The sequence below is a fragment of the Herbaspirillum sp. WKF16 genome, assembly GCF_028993615.1.
GTDB lineage: Bacteria > Pseudomonadota > Gammaproteobacteria > Burkholderiales > Burkholderiaceae_D > Herbaspirillum.
On the sequence record NZ_CP118632.1, the window covers coordinates 3,880,821 to 3,903,237 of the forward strand.

Here is a 22,417-nt window from a genome sequence, read left to right on the forward strand (position 1 = left end):
CCGCGGCGCACCACGATACGCCAAGGCGAGCCCTTGCCGCCGCATCGCCGTGAATAGCCCGCAATCCCCGCCGAAAAAGGGCAAGGCCGCCGCATGATGCATGCGAGCGGCCTCGACAGTGTTTGCGAGCCGGAGGTTTCAGCTGTCGAGCACGATGTCGACCGCGGTGCTCCGGCGCAGCATCAGGAATCCTTCGCCATAGATGTTGCGGATCTGCATCGGCGCGTCTTCCATCGAGCGCAGTTTCTGGCGCACCCGGTAGATCAGCGCGTCGATGCGGTGGGCATCGTACTCTTCGGCGCCGGATCGCAGCAGGTCGAACAACTGATTGTGCGAGACCGGATAGTTGGGACTCTGCAGCAGCGCGGCCAGCGCGGTGCTTTCCTTGTCGGTGAATTGCAGGGCCACCGAGCCGTTGGAGGAGAGCCGGCCGGACTTGCGGTTGAAGCTCCATTTCTCGGCCTGCGGCAGGCTCTCGTGCGAGGCGGTCTTCATGCGGCGCGCCAGCGCGGTCAGGGTGGCTGAGACCTCTTCCAGCCGGACCGGCTTGACCATGTAGTAGTCGGCGCCCTCGCTCATGCCGCGCACGCGGTCCTCGAAGCGGGTGGTGGCGGTCAGGATGACGATGCCCATCGATGGGAAGTGCTGGCGTATGGAGGCCAGTTCAGGCAGCAGGTTGCCGTCGGGCAAACCCACGTCGGCGACCAGGATGTCGGGCTGGCGGCTCTTGAGGATCACCAGCGCCTCCGCCAGAGAGGAGCAGCCGGAGGCCTCGTAACCCAATCCCCCGATGTGGCCGGCGAGCATCTCGCGCCAGTCGTTCTCGTGTTCAACGATCAGTACTTTCATCACTCTTGCCGTTCGGACGACCCTGTTCTTATGACTGCAGGCGCATCGCCGCCGCGTCCTCCCGGACGCGCTTCCAGGCCCACCCCACGGGCGCGGAGATGCTTTCCATAATCACAACGTTATACAGAAAATATCTGTCGAGAAAATCATAAAAACTCGCAGATACTTCACCCCTGAAAAACTGCAAAACCTTTGCTCAGCGCAGCAGCTGGGCCACCGTGGTCAACAGGTGGTCGACCGAACATGGCTTGAGCAGGAAGGCTGAAATCTCCGGAAAGTAGACGCTGGCGGCAGGCAGGTTGGCGCTGATCAGCGCCACCGGAATATGGCCGTAGCGATCGTGCGACTTGATGTAGCGCGCCAGTTCGATGCCATCCATCTCCGGCATGCTCATGTCGGTCAGCACGATGTTGGGCACACGCGACTGCATGCGCTCGATCGCCTCGATGCCGTTGGCTGCGGCGATGACCGAAAGCCCGCTGTTTTCGAGGATTTCGCACAACATCTCGCGCGAATCCTGGTGATCTTCCACGACCAATACCGTCTTGCGTGCTGCGTTCATCTCCCGCCCCTCTCCCCTGTGCCGGCCGCCCCTTGCGGCCTGCGATCGTTCCATGTGAGCGATGGTGATCTTTCGCGACAATTCGCGGTATCAGGAATTTCCTGATTAAAAAGACAACATTTCAATATTAATAACAAAATGCGGCTTGCGCGAGCAGCAAGCCTGCGCGCGCCGCGCCGACGGCGGCGTCTTCCTACACGCACATGCTCGCTGCGCCGATGGCGCGAAGCGAGGCCGCTGCCCCACCATGTGCTTCCGTCGCCGGCCCAGTTCGGCCGGCAACGCCACCGTGAGGAACCCATGCCACCAGCCAAGCCCGGCAGCGTCGCGCTGCATTTTTCATCCTGCCTGCCCTTGCGCGCGCACGCCTCGCCCACCCCGGCCGCGCGCGCGGTAGCGGGCGCGGCGCGACGGCGCAAGGGGCGCGGCGAGGAACGCCCCAAGCAGAACCGCGGGCGCTGGCAAGGCTATTACTGCCCGGGACGGGCGGAAGGCTGAGCAGGGAAAGCCGGAGCAAGGAAGCAAAAAGAAAAAGCCGCCCCGAAGGCGGCCTTGTCTTTGCGCAAACGCGCGCGCACGGCGGGGTCAGGAATGCGGCGGCAAAAGCCGCTGCACCTCATCGAGCAGGCGTTTGAAAAACACCGGCTTGCGCAGGAACAGGTTGTGGCTGGATAGCGACAGGTCATGCAGCTCCGGCGCGCCGCTGCACAGGATCACCGGCAATTTCTCGCCGCCGGGCAACTTGCGCAGCGCCGCGCAGAATTCCAGGCCGTTCATGACCGGCATCATGCAGTCCGAGATCACCAGGTCCGGCAAGGCCTGCCGGGCCTTGGCCAGGCCTTCGGCGCCGTGGTTGGCGATGACGACCGAGAAGCCGTGCAGCTCGAACAGCATCGAATAAGTGTCCGTGATATCGACCTCGTCATCCACGATCATGATGACGGGCGACGCCGGAACCGGAGATGCTGGCGCAGTCGACATGTTCAACGCTCACCCGGCAGTTGCCCTGAAGAGCCCACCAGCCCGTCGATCTCGATACCCGCGTCGGAGATGTTCATGATGCGGTTGGCGCCGTCGTAGCCGTTCTCGCGCAACTTCATCACCGAGATCTGGCGGCGGTTGACCTCGTGCTGCGCGATGTACTCCAGCAGCATCACGTTCTCGTACAGTTGCGACGACGAGGGATCGACCTGCGGGCGCGACTCGCGGAAGTACGGCAGCTGTTCCGAGATGAAGGTGGTCACGCCGCGCGCGCGCAGCTCGTTGGTCAGCGCCACCAGGAAAGGCCGCACGCGCTGCTGCTGCACCACGATGCTGCGCAGGCCGTCCACGCCGTCGATCAGCAGGCGCGTGACGCCGCGGCGGGCGATATTGTCCAGCATGCGCTTGGCCAGGTCGTCGCACAGCATTTCCAGCGGCAATTGCCAGATCATTTCCAGCGCGCCGCTCTCCATGTGGCCGTCGAGCTGCATGCCGGCCTTGCGCGCCTTGGCCAGCAGGCGCTCGGGCGATTCGTAGAAACCGACGATGAGGCATTGCTGGCCGTCCTTCAGGCCCTGCTCGATGAAATGCAGGCCCATCAGCGTCTTGCCCACGCCCGGGCTGCCCAGCAGGCAGGTGATGGAACCGCTCACCACGCCGCCGCCGATGCACTTGTCCCAGGAAGGGATGCCGACGCTGACGTAACGGTCGGAGGTGCCCGGCACCTTGCCGGCGCGGGTAGCCGTGGCCTCGAAGCGCGGGAAGATCTCCACCCCGCTGCGGTTGATCTCGAACACGTGCTTGCCCAGCAGGTGGTCGGCGCCGCGCACCTTGAACACCTTGATCTCGCGCACCAGCTGCATACCCTGCTCGTGCTGGCTCAGCTCAATGACGCCGTCCACCAGCGTGTTCTCGGACTCGGGCAGGTTGCCCTCCACCGGCGAGAGCAGCAGGGTCGTGCAATTCATGGTGAACACCAGCGAATTGAGCGAATGCATGAACTCCGACAGGTTCAGGTCGGACGGCCCGGAGTCTCGCACCGAGCGGAACCCGTCGATCACCAGCATGCCCGGCCGATGGCGGCTGAGCTCGGCGGTGATCAGCTTGAGCAGGCCGCGCAAGCCCTCGCCGGCCAGGCTGGCGTAACCGCTGAGCATCTGCAGTTGGCTGCCCACCAGGCTATCGTCGAAGAAATCGAAATTGCTTACATGGTGGAGCATCTTGGCGTGCGACTCGGCGATCAGCGTGAGCAACATCACCTTCTCGCCTGCGCGCGCCTGCAGGAAACCGGCCTGGCAAGCCAGCGTGGTCTTGCCGCTGCCGGCCAGCCCCTGGATCAGGTAGAGGCTGCCGGCGGGCAGCCCGCCGCCGAGGATTTCGTCGAAGCCGGCGATGCCCGTGCGCAGCAAGGGAATGCGATTGGGCCGTCCCGTCCCGCCCGCGGTCTGCGCGTCTGTCTGCTGGTGGTCGCTCATGGAAATATAAGGCCTTGGAATTATTGTGCGAAAGTGGCAATTTTTATGCGCATTATACGTTCGCCCTTCTTTTGGATAGGCCATCGGACCCGGCAAAAAGTTGCATCTGAGCAGGCAGAAAGATCATCAAGTTTCATCGCCGGCTGCCGTAGACGACACACCGGCACGATCACAGGACCCCATGCAAATCACGGCCAAGCCCCAGGACTACTCCACTGCGTCCGCGACCACCCCGGCGCCCGAGGCGCCGGCAACGGCTGCGGCTGCGGCTGCGGCTGCGGCCGTCGCAGCCGGCAGCCCGAGCGCGGACGCATCGGCGTCGGCCGTGGTGTCGCTGTCGCCCCAGGGGCAGGCGCTGGCGGCCTCGGCCGGCAAGCCCGCGGCGCTCTCGCTGCCCGACCTGGAAGGCATCGCCAAGCTCGACCAGGCGCTGGCCGGGGTCTCCGACGCCAGCCCGGCCCAGGCGCGCGCCCAGGCCCAGCTGAAACGGGGGCAGGACAAACTCAAGTCCAAGTTCTCGATGCTGGACGTGGACGCCTTCCGCAACATCCGCGCCAAGCTGCAGCAGCGCCCCGAGCCCACGACCGAACAGAAAAAGGCCGATGAAGCCACCTTCAAGCAGCGCATCGAAGACGGCAAGCCGCTGCTGTGAGCGACCGCCCTTCACGCCCCACTGTCGCCGCGCCGACTGTGGCAGGCGGCGATCTTTGATAAGGTAGCGGCTCGCCCACTGCCTCCGTCCCAAGCATGCGCCTGCTGATCCTCTCCGACCTGCACCTCGAAGTCTGGCGCGAGAACGCGCCCGCCATCCGTCCCGACGTCAGCCGTCCCGACGCCGTCGTCCTGGCCGGCGACATCGACAAGACCGAACGCGCCCTGGCCTGGGCCGAGCGCACCTTCGCCGGCCTGCCGGTGATCTACGTCAGCGGCAACCACGAAGGCTACGGCCACAGCTGGGAAGGCGCGCTGCGCGAGCTGGCGCGGCAGGGAGCGTCGTCTTCCAACGTGCGCTTCCTCGACCGCGGCGCCACCGTGATCGGCGGCGTGCGCTTCCTCGGCGCCACGCTGTGGACGGACTACGAACTGTTCGGGGAAGAAAGAAAGGAGGCGGCGATGACCGCCGCCGAGCCGGTGCTGCTGGACTATCGCCGCATCGCGATGGAAGGCGCGGCGCCGGACGGCGGCGCGCGCATGATGACGCCGGCCGACACCGTCAGGCTGCACCGGGCCGACCTGGACTGGCTGCGGCGGCAGCTGGAGACGCCCTTCGACGGCCGCACCGTGGTGGTCACCCACATGTCGCCCTCGTTGCGCTCGGTGGCGCCGCGCTATGCGGACGACCTGGTGTCGGCGGCGTTCTCCTCCAACCTGGACGCGCTGGCCGGATATGCCGACCTGTGGGTGCACGGGCACACCCACGACTCGTTCGACTACCGCGTCGGCCGCTGCCGCGTGGTGTGCAATCCCTGCGGCTACGTGCGGCGCGACGGCGGCACCGAGAACCCGCACTACAACCCGGACCTGATCGTCGAGATCTGATCCGGGCCGTCCGCGGTCATGCGCGGCCTCAGATATCGGTGAACACCACCGCATCCGCCAGCCGGGACTTCGGCAGCCCGGCGTTGAAATCATCGGCGCCGCGGTAGCCCAGCCCCACCAGCACCGTGCTGCTGAAGCCTTGCTGGCGCAAGCCCAGCTCCTCGTCCAGCACGCGGGCGTTGAAACCTTCCATCGGCACCGCGTCGATCTCCAGCGCGGCCGCGCCCAGCAGCACCGTGCCCAGCGCCAGGTAGACCTGCTTCTCCATCCAGTGCTGCGCATCCTTCTGGTCGTAGCGGTGCAGGTTGCTGTACATCAGGCGCGAGGCGCGCGTGCCGGCCTTGGCTTCGGGGTTGACGAACCGGCCGTCGCGCTCTTCCTGCGCCAGCAGCGCCTCCAGGTGCCCGTCGTCGATGGCGGTGCGGGCCGCCAGCACCAGCACGTGCGAGGCGTTGAGGATCTTCGGCAGGTTGTAGGGATAGCCGGCTTCGGCGGCCTTGCCGATGCGGGCCTTGCCGGCCTCGGTCGAGGCCAGCACGAAGTGCCAGGGCTGCGAATTGACCGAGGACGGCGCCAGGCGCAGCAGCTCGCGCAGTTCGGCGATCACCCCTTCCGGGATCTTGCGGGCCGGGTCGAAGGCTTTGGTGGAATGGCGCTTGCGGGCGTACTGGACGATGCTCATGGGTTCTCCTGGTTCATGGATGCGGTCGAAGAAGCGAGATGGCTTCCCTCGTGAAGCATGATCGACGATCCACGGCTTTCAAAAAAGGACATGCCGCCAAAAACATTTTCAAAAATATTTTGAAAGTAAAATGACGCCATCCGCCGATCCCGGCGCCCTCTCCCGCATGCCATGATCCGACTGGAAGACCTCGCCATCTTCGTCTGCGCCGCCGACAACGGCAGCCTCTCCGCCGCCGCGCGCCAGCACGACGTCACGCCGGCAGTGGCCAGCGCGGCCATGAAACGGCTGGAAGGAGAACTGGGCGCGCGCCTGCTGACGCGCTCTACCCGCAGCCTGCGCCTGACGCCGGACGGCGAGCGCTACCTGCAATACGCGCGCAACACGCTGGCCGAAGTCAACGCCGGGCGCGATGCGGTGGCGCATGGCCGCCGCGTGGTGGGCGGCAACCTGTCGCTGTCGGCGCCGTCCGACCTCGGCCGCAACCTGATGCACCCATGGCTGGACGAGTTCCAGAAACTGCATCCGGCGGTGACGCTGCAGGTGCGCATCAGCGACCGCGTGGCCGACATGTTCCGCCAGCCGGTGGACGTGGCGATCCGCTACAGCCCGCCCGAGGATTCCAGCCTGGTGGCGCTGCCGCTGGAGCCGGACAATCGCCGCGTGCTGTGCGCCTCGCCGGACTACTTCCCGAGCGCATCGGCCGCTACGTCGCCGCAGGCAATCAGCAAGTCAATTGAAAGGGCGGGCCCTCAGCCCTTGGCCGCCAGGCGGCGCACGCCCATCGACGGCAGCGCCGGCAGCAGCAGGCCCAGGCACAGCAGGCCCATGCCCAGCATCAGGTCGCCCGAGAGCTTCTCGCCGAACACCAGCGCAGACAGCGTCAGGCCCACCACCGGCACGCCCAGCATGCACACCGACACCGTCACCGGCGACAGGCGCTGGGTCATCTGCAGCACGATCAGGAAGGTCAGCGCGGTGGCCAGCGGGCCGGTATAGGCGATCACATACCAGGAGTGGCTCTCGGCCAGGAACAGCGGCGCGCCCTCGAAGGTGAAGGCCAGCGCGCACAGCGGCAGCGCCGCCACCAGCGTCTGCCAGGGCAAGAGGTCGAAGTCCAGCTTCACGTTGGGGGTCAGCTTGATCTGCAGGATGTTCATGGCCCAGGAGAGCGAGGCCGTGCCCAGCATCAGGTAGCCGATCATGCTGTGCAGGTCGGCATGCAGCAGCGCCGGCAGCACGATCACCGCCATGCCCGCATAGCTGCACACGGTGGCCAGCGATTGCCGGCCGCTCAGCTTGTGCTTCAACACCAGCGCCGCGCCGGGCACCACCCAGATCGAGGTGGCGTAGGCGATCAGCGAGGCGCGGCCGGGCATGACGAAGTGCAGCGCGCCGGTCACCAGCGCCGTGAACAAGCCCATCTGCAGCACGCCCACGCCCACCACGATCGGCCATTCGGCGCGCGTGGGCAGGCGCAGCTTGCCGATGGCGAAGGCGATCACGAAGCTGAGGATGGCTGCGGAGAGGAAGCGGCTGGCCGCGAACCACAGCGGCGGGATGTACTGGCTGCCGAACTTCATCACCGGCCAGTTGCCGCCCCAGATGCAGATCGCCACCACCACGCAGGCCAGGAACAGCCCGCCCAGGGGCTTCGGTTTGGTCGCGGGCTTGGCGGTGGGGGTGGCGCGGCTGGCCGCGGCGGCGATCGACATCTCTGGCTCCATTGGCTAAAAACGGATGCATGCTGCAGCGCATCCAAACGCGTTCAATGGTAGAGAAGAGACAACAAATAGTGCTGCCGAATTTACCCGCAGGCAACCCGCCATTCGGCACTTCATGCTGCAAAATCCTGTTTTTCGGATTTATTATTTTTTCAAACCAAATTGGGGCAGCACATGACGCTCCCAATGAAAAAACGGGCTTGCGCCGCTGTGGCGCACAAGCCCGTTTCCATTTTCCATTTTTCGCGTGGGGCGGCCTGGCCGCAGCTTCTCCGACGCTGCGACCTCAGCCCAACAACGCCGTGCCGCCCCCCTGCGCCGGCGCAGCGGCGCGCGCGCGATCCAGCGTGAACACGCCCACCAGTCGCACCAGCTTGTCGGCCTGCTCCTGCAGCGACTGCGCGGCGGCGGCGGCCTGCTCCACCAGCGCGGCGTTCTGCTGCGTGGTTTCATCCATCTGCACGATGGCGTGGCCGACCTGCTCGATGCCCGAGCTCTGCTCATGGCTGGCAGTGGCGATCTCGTGCACCACGGTGGAGACGCCCTGGATGCTGGACACCACCTCCTGCATCGTCTGTCCGGCCTGCTGCACCAGCTGCGTGCCGGCATCGACCTTGCCCACGGAATCGTCGATCAGGGTCTTGATCTCCTTGGCTGCGGCCGCCGAACGCTGCGCCAGCGAACGCACTTCCGAGGCCACCACCGCGAAGCCGCGGCCCTGCTCACCGGCGCGCGCCGCCTCCACCGCGGCGTTCAGCGCCAGGATATTGGTCTGGAAGGCGATGCCGTCGATCACGCTGATGATGTCGACGATCTTGCGCGAGGAGTCGTTGATCGAGGCCATCGTGCTGACCACCTGCGACACCACCTCGCCGCCCTGGATCGCCACCTTGGAAGCCGACGACGCCAGCTGGTTGGCGTGCTGGGCATTGGCCGCGTTCTGCTTGACGGTGGAGGTCAGCTCCTCCATGGCCGAGGCGGTTTCCTCCAGCGAGCCGGCCTGCTGCTCGGTGCGGTTGGAGAGGTCCATGTTGCCGGTGGCGATTTCGTCCACCGAGGTCTTGATGGATTCGGTGGCGTTCTGGATGCCATGCACGGTGTCGACCAGGCGGTCGCGCGTGTAGGCCACGGCCGCCACCAGGCTGCGGCCGTCGCCGCTGGCGGTGCGGATGTTGCCGGTGAGGTCGCCGGCGGCGATCTTGCGGGCCATGTCGGCCGCCTCCGCCGGCTCGCCGCCGATGGAGCGGAAGATGTTGCGCGAGACCATGCCGGCGATCACCGACAGCGCCACGCCCAGCACCAGCAGCACCACCACCGCCTGGATCAGCGCGCGACGGAAGTCGGCTTCGATGTCATCGGAATAGACGCTGCAGATCAGGTCCCAGCCCCAGGGCTTGAAGCGCTTGACGAAGCCCATCTTGGGGCTGGGCTTGTCGGTGCCGGGTCGCGGCCACCAGTATTCGAGATAGCCCTTCCCCTGCGCCGACGAACCGGTGGCGGCGATCATCTTGTAGAGCGGGTTGCCCTTGGCATCCTTGAAGTCGATCATGTTCTTGCCATCGAGCTTGGTATTGATGGGATGCATCACGATGGAAGAATCGGCGCCCACCAGGGTGACGTAGCCGTCGCCGGTGTAGCGCTGGTCCTTGACGCGGGCAATGGCGTTCTTCTGCGCCTCCTCGCGGCTCATCTTGCCTTCGGCCTCCAGCCTGGCGAAGCCGGCCAGCGTGGTGTAGGCCATCTCGGTCACGTCTTCCAGCGCGCGCTGGCGCTCGGAAATTTGCAGGTCGCGGGTCTGGTAGGCATGCCAGACCGAAAGGAACAGCAGGGCAATCAGCGAGAAGACCAGCGGCAGCCAGAGTTTTTTCTTGAGCGAGAGATTGTTCATCGTCGGCGTCCGAATGTGGTTGGAATGATCCGGGTAGCCGATGGCAAGCCGCCGCGCATTACGCCAAGGCAATATGCGGCAACGCTGCCGGCGGCGCCGGCATCCATCCTTCCCCGCGATTGTTTACGGCCGGCGATGAGGCGCGCTAAAGGGTCGCCGGCGCGCGCCGGCGATTATTTATTTCCCGTCAATCAGGAATCGCCTTCCTGGGCCGCGCCGGATCGGGCAATCCGCACGCCAGGAAGCGGCCGCGGCCGACCTCGCCGCAAGCCTGCCCGTCGGCCCACACCACCTCGCCGCGCGAGAGCGTGGTCTCCGGCCAACCGGTCAGGCGCATGCCTTCGTACGGGGTGTAGTCGACGTTATGGTGCAGCAGTTCGTTGCGCACCACGACTTCCTTGTGCGGATCCCAGATCGCGATGTCGGCGTCGCTGCCGATGGCGATGGTGCCCTTGCGCGGATAGAGGCCGTACATCTTGGCCGGATCGGTCGCCGTCAGCGCGACGAATCGGTTGAGGTCGATGCGGCCGCGGCCCACGCCCTCCGAGAACAGGATCGGCATGCGCGTCTCCAGCCCCGGCGTGCCGTTGGGAATATAGCGGAACGGCACCTCCTTGCCGCCCGGCTTCTTGCCCTGCGGATCGTCGTAGCGGAACGGCGCATGGTCGGACGAGAACACGGTAAACAAGCCGCTGGCCAGGCCGTCCCACACGTATTGCTGGTTGGCCTTGTCGCGCGGCGGCGGGCTGCAGACGCACTTGGCGCCATGATAGCCGTCGTCCAGGTGATCCTCGGTCAGCACCAGGTATTGCGGGCAGGTCTCGGCGTAGATACGCAGGCCATGGCCGTGCGCCCAGCGGATCTGCTCGATGGCTTCCTTGCCGGATACGTGCACGATCAGGATGGGCACGTCCACCAGTTCGGACAGCGCGATGGCGCGGTGCGTGGCTTCGCGCTCCACCATCATCGGCCGCGACTGCGCGTGGTATTTGGGCGCGGTCAGCCCGGCCTCTTCCAGCTGCTCGGTAAGCCAGCCGATGCAGTCGGCATTCTCGGCATGCACCATGACCATCGCGCCCTCGCGCCGGGCCAGCGCCAGCAGGTCGAGGATCTGGCGGTCGTTGAGCTTGAGGTCGTCGTAGGTCATGTAGATCTTGAACGAGGTGTAGCCCTCGCGCACCAGTTGCGGCAGCTCCTCCTTGAGCACCTTCTCGCTGGGATCGCTGACGATCATGTGGAAGGCGTAGTCGATCACCGCGCGGCCCTCGGCGCGGCGATGGTAGTCCTCGACCGCCGCGCGCAGCGACTGGCCCTTGGCCTGGGCCGCGAACGGAATCACGGTGGTGGTGCCGCCGCAGGCCGCCGAGATGGTGCCGCTCTCGAAATCGTCGGCCATCTTCAGGCCCTCTTCCATCGGCTGGTCCAGGTGGCAATGCGCGTCCACGCCGCCGGGCAGCACCAGCTTGCCGGCGGCGTCGATCTCCTGCCTGCCGGGCGGCAGCCCGCGGCCCAGCATGGCCACCTTGCCGTCCTTGATGCCGACGTCGCATTGCATGATGTCGGAGGCGGTGGCCACGGTGCCGTTGCGGATCACTACATCGAATTGTTCCATGGTGTTTTCTCCAGAACGCGGGGCAAAGCGGCCCCGCCGCCGCCGGCAAGGGCGGCGCGCTGCATGTTTTCAGGAATGCGAAGGGTGGCGTGAAGCGGCCGGCGACGTCCTATCGGCCTGGCCTCACTTGACGTCGCGAAACAGCGAACCCCAGTGGCGGATGCGCGAGGGGTCGGCGCCGGCCTGCCTGAGCGACTTCCACACCACGGTGGAGATGGTGTCGTAGATCGGGATGCCGACTTCCTTTTCCAGCTCCTCCACCAGCGGCGCGCCGCGCAGGTTGGTGCAGAAGATGGTGATGGCCTGCGGCTTGTCGCGGGCCACCTCGCGCACCATGGCGCGCAGCTCCTCGGCGCCCACCTCGGAGAACGAGAAGTTGTCCTGCTTGCGCAGGTGGCGTTCGGACACGCACTCGTAGCCGGCCCCGGCGTAGTTGCTGATGATTGCGGCCTGCACCTCGTCCAGGTAAGGCGTCACCAGGCCGAAGCGCTTGACGCCGGTGAGGTCGAAGATTTCATTCAGGGCCAGCACCGAGGTGCAGGCCGGGATGCCGGTGGCCTCGGTGATGCGCCGGCACAGGCGCTCGTCCGCCTCGAAACCGAGCCAGCCGGACGAGGTGCCGTTCCAGCCTATGCTGCCGACCTTGGCGTGCGAGAGCAGCTCGGCCGCGCGCAGGATCTCGCTGTCGTCGAACTGCGCCAGCGCCTGGTTGGACAGCGCGATCTCGGTCACGCGGAAGCGGCCGAAGTGGGCGCTGGCCTCGGGAATCTCGGCCAGCATGGCGGTGGTGACCGGCTCCAGCGTGGTGTTGGAGGACGGCGTGAGCATGCCGAGCAGGGTGCGTTGGGTCATCTTTTCTTTCCTTTCAGGCCGCCAGTTGGGCGGCGTCGGCATGGGCCAGCGCCGATTCCTCGCGGATCAGGCCCAGCACATGGCGCTTGTATTGGTTGAATTCCTGGGTGGTGGTGTCGCGCGGGCGCGGCAGGTCGATGTCGATCAGCTCGCGCATGCGCCCCGGACGGTGCGTCATCACCGCCACCTTGGTGGCCAGCACCAGCGCCTCGTCCACGCTGTGGGTGACGAAGACGATGGTGCCCTCATAGCGCTGCCACAGCGCCACCAGTTCCTCCTGCATCTCCATCTTGGTCTGCGCGTCCAGCGCGGCGAAGGGTTCGTCCATCAGGATCACCGACGGATTCTGCAGCAGCGCCCGGGCAATGCCCACGCGCTGCGCCATGCCGCCGGATAGCTCGCTGGGAAAATGGTTCTCGAAGCCCTTCAGCTTGACGGTCTCGATGAAGGGCTGCGCCGCGGCGCGCCGTTCGGCCGCGCTCTTGCCTTGCAGCTTGAGCGAGAAGGCGACGTTGTCCCACACCGGCAGCCAGGGCATGAGGTTGGCCTGCTGGAACACCATCCCGCGGTCGGCGCCGGGGCCGGCGATGTTCTTGCCGTCCACCTTGACCTCGCCGCCGGTCGGGAACTCGAAGCCGGCGATCATGTTCAAGAGCGTCGACTTGCCGCAGCCCGAGGGGCCGAGCAGGCACAGGAACTCCTTCTTCTCCAGCTTGAGGCTGACGTTGTCGATGGCCAGCATGTCCGTGCCGCGCTTGCGGTCCTTGAACACCTTGACGATGTCGTTCAATTCGATGAATGCCATGTTGCGACTCCTTTCAGGCCTTGCCCTGCACGGTCGATACCTGCTGCCAGCGCAGCACCGAGTTCATGATCTGCTTCAGGATCCAGTCCGCCAGGAATCCGAGCAGGCCGATGCTGATCATCGCCGCGATCACCAGGTCGTAGCGCAGGAAGTAATACGAATCCCACAGCGCGTAGCCCAGGCCGCTCTTGACCGCCACCATCTCGGCCGTGACCGTGAGCATCCAGGCGCTGCCGATGCCGATGCGCAGGCCGGCGAAGATGCTCGGCATGGCCGCCGGCAGGATCACGAAACGCAGCAACTGCCCCTGCTTCGCACCGGCCATGGCCGCCGCGCGCAGCAGGTTGCGGTCGGACGTCTTGACCCCGTGCACCGTGTTCATCAGGATGGGGAAGAAGGCGCCCAGGAACACCAGGAAGATCGCCGGCTTGTTGGCGATGCCGAACCAGATGATGGCCAGCGGGATCCACGATACCGGCGGCACCGGGCGCAGCATCTGCACGGTCGGCTCGATGGCGCGCTCGACCCAGCGCCACCAGCCGATCGCCACGCCCAGGGCGATGCCCGAGACGGCGGCGATCAGGTAGCCGGCGGTGACCCGCAGGCAGCTGGCCATGGCGTCGTAGATCCACTTGCCGCTGCTGTCCTGGGCCGACTCGTTGATGCCGAAGATCCAGTCCATCCAGGTGGCGAACACGCGCGACGGCGCCGGCAGCAGCGAGGCCGGGATCATGCCGGAGCGCGAGAACGCCTCCCAGAACAGCACCAGCAGCACCGGCACCGCGAAGCGCCACTTCGCCTCCGACAGGGAATGCCTCAATCGATTCATGGTAGTTCCTTCCGCCTTGTCCGCATCAGTAGCCGAGTTCGGACTTGGGCTTGCCCGTCACGCTCATCAGGAAGCTGTAGTCCATGTTCTTCTCCGCCTGCGCCGAGACGTCGCCGGAAACGTACTTGAGATCCTTCATCATGCCCGCGATCGCCCGGGTCTGGGTGCGGTACATGCGGTAATCCGGATAGGCGTTGTTGAGCGCCTCGGTGGCGATCTTGGGATCCAGGCCGGTGCCCTTGACGATGCTGTTGATCCAGCCCTGCTTGTCCTTCTGCAGGCCGTCCACCAGCTTGACCACGGCGGCCACCGTTTCCTTCACCTCGGCCGGATGCTCCTTGATCACGTCCGAGCGCGTCACGATCAGGTTGGTCAGGCGGCCGGCCGCCTGGTCGTACGGATAGGCGAAGTGCTTGCCCACGCCGGTCATGCGGATCTGCGAGGCGAACGGTTCGACCGAGCAGATCAGCTCGACCTCGCCGCGCGACAAGGCCGCGGCGTGATCGGACGGGTTGGGGATGTTCACGAACTGCACGTCCTTGGACGGATCGATGCCGTGACCGGCCAGCTCGCCGCGCATGTGCAGGTCCTGCGCATTGCCGCGCGAGGCGGCGATGCGGAAAGGCTTGCCCTGCGCCTTGTACTCGGCGACCAGTTTCTTCAGGCCGGCCCAGTCGTCGGACGCCAGCTTGGCGTCCTTGCCGACCAGCATCTCGGAGCCGCCGTTGACCTGGCCCGACACCGCCACCAGGTCGAAGCCCTTGTCCAGGCCGCTGACGTAGGCCAGGTAAGTGACCTGGGCGATGTCCACGCTCTTGGAGACCAGCGCCGTCAGCGCATCGCTGCCGGCGGTAAAGTTGATGCCCTCGATCTCCACGTTCTGCGCCAGCGCCGGCACCATGGACATCGACATGCAATGCGCGCACTTGGCGTAGGCCAGCTTGATCTTCGGCTTGGATTGGGCGGCCGCGGAACCGGCGGCCATCACGCCGCAGGCCAGCATGGCGGCCAGTGCGACGCCCTTGATGGACAGGCCGAACGAGGATTTGCGAACTTGCTTTTGCATCGTTTCTCTCCCAGAGATGAACAAACCGTGAATAAATTGTGACAATTTAAGTTTTCATTGCCACGATTTATGCAATAGGTGTGCCAGCCTGAAAATCCTCCGCGAAGAACTGAACAATCCGCCAGATACGCCCTATGTACAAAGGACCGATGGGAAACCGGCGCCCCGGCTTGCACTGCGGAAAGACCCGACCAACCGCACCAAAGTGCAGCCATGCGCGCGGAAAGCGGGAACGCGCGCCCCAGCCTTGTGCGCCAATATCGGTTTTTTATGTGAAAATATTTTTATTGGATTGTGACAAAAATACCCCACAATCTTCAGCTATCATGACGGCACATTTCAACGCCTTCATCGACACATCGCCAAGCATCGGCGCAGAACAACCTGCCGAGACGACATGAGCACAAGCACCGCAACCACCACCGGCCGCAGGAAGAGCGGCAAGCAGGACAAAACCGACAACAGCCCCCTCCCCGGCCAGGCCATCAGCGCGCGTCCCATGGCGGGCGACGCCATCTACGAGCGCATCCTGGGCTCGATCATGGAGCACCGGCTCACGCCCGGCACCAAGCTGGTGGAGGAGAAGCTGGCCAGCATCTTCGGCGTGAACCGCACCCGCGTGCGCGAAGTGCTGGCGCGCCTGGCGCACGAAGGCCTGATCACCACCATCCCCAACCGCGGCGCCTTCGTCGCCAGCCCCACGCCGGAAGAGGCGCGCAACATCTTCGCCGCGCGCCGCCTGCTGGAGCCGGCGCTGCTGCGCCACCTGTGCGAACACACCAGGCCCGAGCACGTGGCCCAGCTGCGCGAGCACGTGGCCCAGGAGGCCCGCGCCCGCGAGAGCAACGATCGCCGGGCCATCATCCGCCTCTCCGGCGAGTTCCACATCCGCATCGCCGACATGGTGGACAACCCGGTGATGAGCAAGATGATGCGCGAGCTGGCCTCGCTCACCTGCCTCATCATCGTGCTCTACGACTCGCCCACGGTGCCGGCCTGCACCCACGACGAGCACGCCGACATCATCGACGCCATCGCCGCCGGCCGCGCCGAGGAAGCGGTGGCGGCGATGATCGAACACCTGAACCACATCGAGGAAGTGCTGGACATGTCGGCCCCGCCGGGCGAGGACGAGGACCTGGAAGCGATGCTGACGTAAGCGGCAGGCCGCCGGTGTAAACGCGGGACGCGCTTTTTTATGCCGCGTTGATACGGCGGCCGCAAAGTTTTACCGGGATTAAACGCGCCCCGACCTAAGCTGGATGCTCTTCAACCCGTGGAGCTTCCAGCATGAACCGCAAGTCACAACAAGAACAGTCCCCGTCGCATCCGCAACACGCGCCGCTGGGACGCCGCCGCCTGCGCAACGCGCAGTTCGCCGGCCTGGCCACGCTGGCCGCCGCCGGCGCCCTGCTGGCGATCGCCGCGATCGCGCCGGCGCAGGCGGCGGAGAACGCAGACGCCGCAGACGCCTCGCCCCTGCACTTCGCGGGCAACCTCGGCGTGGCCAGCCAGTACGTCTTCCGCGGCACCACCCAGACCAACGGCAAGCCGGCCCTGCAGGGCGGCTTCGACCTCAGCCACGACAACGGCCTCTATGCCGGCCTCTGGATGTCCAACATCAGCTGGATCTCCGACACCAACCCGGCCGCCTCGGCCAGCCTGGAAGCCGATCTCTACGCCGGCTGGAAACCGGCCGTGACCGACTGGCTCAACGTGGACCTGGGCGTGCTGCGCTACGCCTATCCCGGCAGCTACCCGACCGGCATGACCAAGCCCGACACCACCGAGTTCTACGCCGGGCTGGACGCCAGGTGGATCGCCTTCAAGTATTCGTACAGCGCCGGCGACACCTTCGGCAATGCCGGCACCAGCGGCAGCAGCTACGCCGACCTGTCGCTGAACCGCGAACTGTTCGCCGGCATCAACGGCATCGCCCACATCGGCCGCCAGCGCTACACCGGCCCGAACGCCTCGGCGCTGTCCTACACCGACTGGAAGCTCGGACTGACGCGCGACTTCTCCGGCTATGTGCTGGGCCTGGCCTACACCGACACCAACGCGCCGGCCGCCGGCTACACCATCAAGGGCAAGAACATCGGGCGCAGCCAGGTGGTGCTGTCGCTGAACAAGAGCTTCTGAGGAAGATATACGGCGAAAGTCGCTGGGTCCCTGCTTTCGCAGGGACGACAGACCGTCTGTCACTTCAATCTCCGTCGTTCCTGCGAAAGCAGGAACCCAGCGTCGTTTGCCGCGCCCGGCATCACAACCATCGGAGTCCATCATGAACAAGCGCAAGCAACGCATCCATCCCTTCTCCCCGCGCCACCTGTTCCTGCGCACCGGCCACCGCACCGAGTACCGCTGCGCGCTCGCCGTGGCGGCGATCTTCGTGCTGTGCGCCTGCATCGTCCCGGCGGCGGGCGCCGTCGTCCCCTACCGCTCCCCGGACGACTACGGCCCGTCGCTGCAGGCCAGGGAGCACCGCGACGATTGCCGCCAGCGGGTGCTGCAGGCGCTGGACGGGAAAATAGAAAGCGAGGATTTCGTCACCCGCACCGACCGCGAATACTTCCGCTACGTGGTGCGCCGCGAGCTGCGCGAGGTCATGTTCATCTGCGACGCGCGCAGCGGCGAGATACGCCGCCAGATCGATCTCTGGGGGGATCTTTAGGTTTCTCACGCGCAGCCGGTGAACGGCGCGGCGCGGGTGGACAAAGCCGGCGACAGGCGGCAAGATGCGCCATCGCTGACAACCCCAGGGCTGCCCCGCATGCAAACCGACTACACCGCCGTGCTCCAATGGATCTACCTGTTCAACTCGATCGCCCTGATCCAGCTGGCCTTCAGGCAAGTCATGAAACGCAGGAAGGGCCGCGAGCTCGACCTGAAGATCAAGGCGGCGGCGCTGGCCCAATGGGCCGGCACTTCGCCTGACGCCTTGATGCGCCAGCTCGGCGCCGCCAGCAACCAGGGCGACCTCGATCATGGCAAGAGCGCCTACACCTGGCGCGGCGAACGCCAACTGCTGGAGGCCTTCTACCAGGACGGCAATTGCACCGGCGTCGAACTGCGCCAGCACGAGGGCGACGCCTTCCCCACGCTCAATACCTATTTCAACTGCGCCGTGCTGGCCGCGCTGGCCTGCTCGTGGAAATTCCTGGCCGCCCAGGCCGGCATGCAGGATGCCGGCGAGGCGCTGCCGGTGTCGGCCGCGGCCAAGCAGTACCTGCTCAACTTCGTGCTGTTCTTCGCCGGGGCGTGGCTCGCGTCCTTCGCCCTGAAGCGGCATCAGCTGCTGCTCAGCGGCGGGTGCATCGTGATGGTGGCGCTGGCCTTGCCCTTGCTGGGCTGGCCCTGACCCTGACGCCGCGCCGGCTACTCGGCAATCACTTCCGCCACCCGATACCCCACCCCGATCTCGGTCAGTATGTGCACCGGCTGCGCGGCGTCCTTCTCCAGCTTCTGGCGCAGGCGCTGCATGTAGATGCGCAGGTAGTGGTGGTCTTCCGCATGCGAGGGGCCCCAGCCTGACACCAGCAGTTGCCGGTGCGTGATCACGCGGCCGGCGTCGCGCAACAGCGTGGCCAGCAGGCGGTACTCGATCTGCGTCAGGTGCAGCGCTTCGCCGTTGCGGGTGACGCTGCGCGCCGGCAGGTCGACCGCGACCTCGCCCAGGCGGTAGCGGCCGCTGGCGCGGCCCTCGCCCGAGGCGCGCGCATGACGGCGCAGCTGGGCGCGCATGCGCGCCAGCAGCTCGGGCATGCCGAAGGGCTTGACCAGGTAGTCGTCGGCGCCGGCGTCCAGCGCCTCGACCTTTTCGGACTCCTGCGTGCGGGCCGACAGGATGACGATGGGCACGCCGCTCCAGCTGCGGATCTCGGCGATGACCTGCTTGCCGTCGAGGTCGGGCAGACCGAGGTCGAGGATCACCAGGTCGGGCTTGCGGGTGCCGGCCTCGGTGACGCCTTCGCGCGCGGTGCGGGCCTCGTGGACGATGAAGCCTTCCTGCTCCAGCGCGCCCTTCACCAGTTTGCGGATGTGCGGGTCGTCTTCGATGAAGACGATATTGCCTGCGTGTTCTTGCATGTTGCGTTCCTCATTCTTCCGGCAAGGCCGGCTGCGCTTCGACCGGCAGGGTGAAGCAGACCACGGCGCCCTGCGCGCCGTCCTGCGGGGCGATCCAGATCCGGCCCTGATGGGCATCGATGATGGCGCGGCAGATCGCCAGGCCCAGGCCGACGCCCGGCGTGCTGGACTCGTTGTCGCCGCGCGTGAATTTCTCGAAGGCGTGCTGCGCCATCGACGGCGGGAAGCCGCGGCCGTGGTCGCTGACGCTGACCTTGAGCTGCGCGGCGCCGTCGACCTGCTCGACCTGGGCCGCGATGGCGATGCCGCTGCCCGGCGGCGAGTACTTGACGGCGTTCTCCACCAGGTTGGCGAACACGCGCTCCAGCAGCACCGCATCCACCCGCAGCAATGGCAATCCGGCCGGGATCCGGGTCTCGACCACGCGCCCTTCGAGGGCCTTGGCCAGCAGGCGCAGGGCCGAGCCGATCACTTCCTCCAGCGCGTTCCACTGGCGGTTCAGCGTCACCGCGCCGGCCTGCAGGCGCGCCATGTCGAGCAGGTTGTTCATCAGGCCGACCATCTTCTGCGACTGTGCGCTGATGGTGCGCGCCATGGCGCGGGCGTCGTCGTCCAGCCTGGCATTGGCGGCCAGCACGTCGGCGCTGCCCACCAGCGAGGTCAGCGGCGTGCGCAGGTCGTGCGAGATGGCCGACAGGAGAGAATTGCGCAGGCGCTCGGACTCCATGGTCACCAGCGCGTCCTGCGCCACCTCGGCGTAATGCAGGCGCTCGATGGCCATGGCGATCTGCGAGCAGAAGATCTCCAGCATCTGGCGATTCTCGGGCAGCGCCGATTGCGCGGCGGCGAGTTCGCGCTCCTCGTCGCTGGGGGCGTCGATGGCGAAGGCCAGCACGCCGCGCGTGCGCATGGTGGCCGTCAGCGGCAGGTAGAGCGCCGCCGCCGAGGGCAGCGTGGCGGTGCCGCGGCCGGCCGGCTGGCCGTTGTCGTAGACCCATTGCGCCACGCCGGCGTCGACGCTCTTCAATACGTGGGCGCCGCCGGACTCCTGCTCCGGCTCGGCCAGGCGCAGCCGGTCGGCGCTGTCGGGCAGGAAGAAGGCGATGCGCGCGCCGAACACCGCGGCCAGGTGGCGGCGGCCGATCTCCAGGATCTGGTCCAGCGTCAGCAGCGCCGAGAGCTCCTTGCCCAGCATGTAGAGGTTGCCGGCGCGCGCCTCGCGCTGCATGGCCACCCGCGCCTGGCGACGCAGGCGCGCGGTGAGCGAGCTGATGAACAGCGACACCGCCAGCATCACCACCAGCGTGAGCAGGTACTGGGCGTCCGACACGCTGATCGAGAAGCGCGGCGCGACGAAGAAGAAATCGAAGGACAGCACCGACAGCACCGACACCAGCGCCGATGCCGACCGGCCGTAGCGCATCGCCACCAGCATCACGCCCACCAGATAGAGCATGATGACGTTGGCCGGATGCAGGAAGTCGTTGAGCACGAAGGCCAGCGCGGTGGTAACGGCGCAGCTGGCGACCGCCCACAGGCTGCCGCGCGTGCGGCGGCGGCGCGTGAGCAGGGATTCGGCGGCGCTGGCGGCGCTGTCGGGGCGGTCGTCGGCGGCGGCGCGCGCGGCGCGGGTGCGCGCCACGGTGTAGATGTCGATGTCCTCGCCCTCGGCGGCGATGCGCTGGGCCAGCGCGCCGGAAGGCCAGCGCAGCCGGCGGCGCCAGCCGCCTGCCTGGCCCGCATCCTGCCCCACCACCAGCTTGCCGGCGTTGCGCGCGCGGGCGAACTGCAGCAGCGCGGCGGGCAGCCGGTCGCCGCTGATGCCGGCGGTCTCCGCGCCCAGCGACTGCGCCAGCTTGAGATAACCGAGCACGCGCTCGCGCGCGGCCATGTCCTGGCGCTCGCCCGGCAGGTCCACGTGCACCGCCAGCCACTCGGCCTGCAGCTTGGCCGCCAGCCGCGCCGCCTCGCGGATCACGCGCTCCTCGCCGGGACCGCTGCCGATGGCGGCGACGATGCGCTCGCGCGCCTGCCACAGCTGGGCGATGGAACGGTCGGCGCGGTATTCGCGCATATCGGCGTCGACCCGGTCGGCGGTGCGGCGCAGGGCGATCTCGCGCAGCGCGATCAGGTTGCCCTTGCGGAAGAAGTTGCGGCCGGCCTTCTCGGCCTGCTGCGGCAGGTAGACCTTGCCCTGCTTCAGGCGCGCCAGCAGCTCATCGGGCGGGATGTCGACCAGCATGACGTCGTCGGCCTCGTCGAACACGTGGTCGGGCACGGTTTCGAACACGCGGATCCCGGTGATCTGGCCGACCACGTCATTCAAGCTTTCGATGTGCTGGACGTTGAGGGTGGTGTAGACGTCGATGCCGGCGCGCAGCAGTTCGTCGATATCCTGCCAGCGCTTGGCGTGGCGCGAGCCGGGCACGTTGGAGTGCGCCAGTTCGTCGACCAGCATCACCTGCGGCTTGCGCTCCAGGGCGGCGTCGAGGTCGAACTCTGGAAGCTGGCGGTCGCGGTAGGCGACCAGGCGCATGTCCAGCCGCGGGAGGCCGGCCAGCTGCGTCTCGGTGTCGGCGCGGCCGTGGGTTTCCACCACGCCGGCGACCACGTCGATGCCTTGGGCCGCCAGCGCCTGGGCCGCCTCCAGCATGGCGAAGGTCTTGCCGACGCCGGCCGAGAAGCCGAAGAAGACCTTCAGGCGTCCGCGCGCCTGGCGCTCTTCGTCGCGCATGACGCGTTCGAGCAGGTCGTCGGGATTGGGGCGGGTGGTCATGGGAGCAGGAGTTTTTTGGGCATTGTAGTGCAGTGGGGTGCTTGCAGGGGGCTTGTCATTGCGCAAGGGGCTTGTCGGATTGGTGGATGACCTTGAACGACCGTTGAACGACGCTGGATCCCGGCCTGCGCCGGGATGACGGATTAAAAACACAGTAAACCAATGCATCAAGGCCGAAGCGAGGCGCAAGCAAGACAAAGCCGCAGGCGAGTCGGATACAGCGCGATGCCGCAGGCGAGCCGGACACGCTTTCCCCTTGTGGGCCAGCCGTCGGAGCGGCGCAAAAAGTGGATCAGGGCGTCAGTCGGAGCGCAGCGACTCTGACGCCCCCACTTTTTGCGCCGCTCCGGCGGGCACCCCGAAGGGGCTGGCACTTAGGGGCCGTTTTCTTTGCTTACTTTCTTTGGCGGGCCAAAGAAAGTGAGCGGCTGCCGGGCCGCCCCCGGCGCTCACCTCCGACCGGAGAAAGATAAGGCTAGAGCCGGTACATCTGCATGCAGCAAGACCTGACTACTCAAACAACGACGGCATCCACGCCGACTTCGATACACCGCAAAAGCGGCTACTCAGTCCGAACGGAATTCAAGGAAGCGCAACGAACGACACTGGGTCCCGGCCTGCGCCGCAACGACGGATTAAAAAGACAGTGAGCCAATGCATCAAAGCCGAAGGCGAGGCGCAAGCAAGA

At 66.4% G+C, this 22,417-nt stretch carries 21 protein-coding genes and 1 pseudogene; 8 read left to right on the forward strand and 14 right to left on the reverse strand.

All coding sequences use genetic code 11. The features are described from left to right. Positions 1-138 precede the first annotated feature (138 nt). Both Herbaro_RS17545 and Herbaro_RS17550 read right to left on the reverse strand, forming a co-directional pair. Entirely contained in the window at positions 139-849 is a 711-nt protein-coding gene (locus tag Herbaro_RS17545) for a response regulator transcription factor (RefSeq protein ID WP_275010901.1), read from the reverse strand. Between the two features lie 196 nt (positions 850-1,045). Next, the gene (locus Herbaro_RS17550) at positions 1,046-1,411 is read right to left on the reverse strand and encodes a response regulator (RefSeq protein ID WP_275010902.1); all 366 of its coding nucleotides are present in this window, start codon (positions 1,409-1,411) and stop codon (positions 1,046-1,048) included. A gap of 300 nt (positions 1,412-1,711) precedes the next feature. Between Herbaro_RS17550 and Herbaro_RS17555 the strand changes: the two genes are divergently transcribed. Next, entirely contained in the window at positions 1,712-1,909 is a 198-nt protein-coding gene (locus Herbaro_RS17555) for a hypothetical protein (RefSeq protein WP_275010903.1), read from the forward strand. 87 nt (positions 1,910-1,996) lie between these two features. Here Herbaro_RS17555 and Herbaro_RS17560 read toward each other — a convergent pair whose 3' ends face one another. Further along, positions 1,997-2,392: a response regulator gene (locus tag Herbaro_RS17560; protein ID WP_275010904.1), complete on the reverse strand. Its 396-nt coding sequence runs from the start codon at positions 2,390-2,392 to the stop codon at positions 1,997-1,999. Positions 2,393-2,394: 2 nt separating this feature from the next. After that, entirely contained in the window at positions 2,395-3,867 is a 1,473-nt protein-coding gene (locus Herbaro_RS17565; protein WP_275010905.1) for an ATPase domain-containing protein, read from the reverse strand. A gap of 181 nt (positions 3,868-4,048) precedes the next feature. Here Herbaro_RS17565 and Herbaro_RS17570 point away from each other — a divergent pair, with 181 nt between their 5' ends. Together Herbaro_RS17570 and Herbaro_RS17575 are read left to right on the forward strand one after the other, a co-directional pair. Beyond that, positions 4,049-4,519: a hypothetical protein gene (locus Herbaro_RS17570; protein WP_275010906.1), complete on the forward strand. Its 471-nt coding sequence runs from the start codon at positions 4,049-4,051 to the stop codon at positions 4,517-4,519. A 95-nt stretch (positions 4,520-4,614) separates the two neighbouring features. Next, positions 4,615-5,406, forward strand: a complete 792-nt coding sequence (locus tag Herbaro_RS17575) for a metallophosphoesterase family protein (RefSeq protein ID WP_275010907.1) — start codon at positions 4,615-4,617, stop codon at positions 5,404-5,406. 28 nt (positions 5,407-5,434) lie between these two features. Here Herbaro_RS17575 and nfsB read toward each other — a convergent pair whose 3' ends face one another. Further along, positions 5,435-6,088 (reverse strand): oxygen-insensitive NAD(P)H nitroreductase, encoded by a 654-nt coding sequence (nfsB, locus tag Herbaro_RS17580; RefSeq protein WP_275010908.1) that lies wholly within the window; start codon positions 6,086-6,088, stop codon positions 5,435-5,437. Positions 6,089-6,259: 171 nt separating this feature from the next. On the opposite strand from nfsB, the pseudogene Herbaro_RS17585 reads away from it, so the two are divergent. Then, positions 6,260-6,805, forward strand: a pseudogene (locus tag Herbaro_RS17585) (LysR family transcriptional regulator); the annotation flags it as partial. A gap of 35 nt (positions 6,806-6,840) precedes the next feature. Here the strand turns inward: Herbaro_RS17585 and Herbaro_RS17590 are convergent. From Herbaro_RS17590 to Herbaro_RS17620, 7 genes are all read right to left on the reverse strand, one after another. After that, entirely contained in the window at positions 6,841-7,803 is a 963-nt protein-coding gene (locus tag Herbaro_RS17590) for a DMT family transporter (protein WP_275010909.1), read from the reverse strand. A 295-nt stretch (positions 7,804-8,098) separates the two neighbouring features. After that, positions 8,099-9,700 carry a methyl-accepting chemotaxis protein gene (locus tag Herbaro_RS17595; RefSeq protein ID WP_275010910.1) on the reverse strand — a complete coding sequence of 534 codons (1,602 nt, stop codon included), beginning with the start codon at positions 9,698-9,700 and terminating at the stop codon, positions 8,099-8,101. 187 nt (positions 9,701-9,887) lie between these two features. Further along, positions 9,888-11,312, reverse strand: a complete 1,425-nt coding sequence (gene hydA, locus Herbaro_RS17600) for a dihydropyrimidinase (protein ID WP_275010911.1) — start codon at positions 11,310-11,312, stop codon at positions 9,888-9,890. Between the two features lie 123 nt (positions 11,313-11,435). After that, entirely contained in the window at positions 11,436-12,164 is a 729-nt protein-coding gene (locus Herbaro_RS17605; RefSeq protein WP_275010912.1) for a maleate cis-trans isomerase family protein, read from the reverse strand. A 13-nt stretch (positions 12,165-12,177) separates the two neighbouring features. Continuing rightward, positions 12,178-12,969 carry an ABC transporter ATP-binding protein gene (locus Herbaro_RS17610; protein WP_275010913.1) on the reverse strand — a complete coding sequence of 264 codons (792 nt, stop codon included), beginning with the start codon at positions 12,967-12,969 and terminating at the stop codon, positions 12,178-12,180. A gap of 13 nt (positions 12,970-12,982) precedes the next feature. Beyond that, positions 12,983-13,798: an ABC transporter permease gene (locus tag Herbaro_RS17615; protein ID WP_275010914.1), complete on the reverse strand. Its 816-nt coding sequence runs from the start codon at positions 13,796-13,798 to the stop codon at positions 12,983-12,985. Positions 13,799-13,823: 25 nt separating this feature from the next. Continuing rightward, complete coding sequence (locus Herbaro_RS17620) at positions 13,824-14,864, reverse strand: ABC transporter substrate-binding protein (RefSeq protein WP_275010915.1); 1,041 nt, start codon at positions 14,862-14,864, stop codon at positions 13,824-13,826. Between the two features lie 397 nt (positions 14,865-15,261). Here Herbaro_RS17620 and Herbaro_RS17625 point away from each other — a divergent pair, with 397 nt between their 5' ends. The 4 genes from Herbaro_RS17625 to Herbaro_RS17640 all read left to right on the forward strand — a co-directional run bounded on the left by Herbaro_RS17625 (position 15,262) and on the right by Herbaro_RS17640 (position 18,225). Continuing rightward, on the forward strand, positions 15,262-16,023 hold the full coding sequence (locus Herbaro_RS17625; protein WP_275010916.1) for a GntR family transcriptional regulator: 762 nt from the start codon (positions 15,262-15,264) through the stop codon (positions 16,021-16,023). Positions 16,024-16,154: 131 nt separating this feature from the next. Next, positions 16,155-17,006 carry a TorF family putative porin gene (locus tag Herbaro_RS17630; RefSeq protein WP_275010917.1) on the forward strand — a complete coding sequence of 284 codons (852 nt, stop codon included), beginning with the start codon at positions 16,155-16,157 and terminating at the stop codon, positions 17,004-17,006. A gap of 142 nt (positions 17,007-17,148) precedes the next feature. Next, positions 17,149-17,538, forward strand: a complete 390-nt coding sequence (locus Herbaro_RS17635) for a hypothetical protein (RefSeq protein ID WP_275010918.1) — start codon at positions 17,149-17,151, stop codon at positions 17,536-17,538. Positions 17,539-17,637: 99 nt separating this feature from the next. Then, entirely contained in the window at positions 17,638-18,225 is a 588-nt protein-coding gene (locus Herbaro_RS17640) for a hypothetical protein (protein ID WP_275010919.1), read from the forward strand. 17 nt (positions 18,226-18,242) lie between these two features. On the opposite strand, the gene Herbaro_RS17645 is transcribed toward Herbaro_RS17640, so the two are convergent. Next, positions 18,243-18,953 carry a response regulator gene (locus tag Herbaro_RS17645; protein ID WP_275010920.1) on the reverse strand — a complete coding sequence of 237 codons (711 nt, stop codon included), beginning with the start codon at positions 18,951-18,953 and terminating at the stop codon, positions 18,243-18,245. Between the two features lie 10 nt (positions 18,954-18,963). Next, positions 18,964-21,729, reverse strand: a complete 2,766-nt coding sequence (locus Herbaro_RS17650; protein WP_275010921.1) for a DUF4118 domain-containing protein — start codon at positions 21,727-21,729, stop codon at positions 18,964-18,966. Between the last annotated feature and the right edge of the window lie 688 nt (positions 21,730-22,417).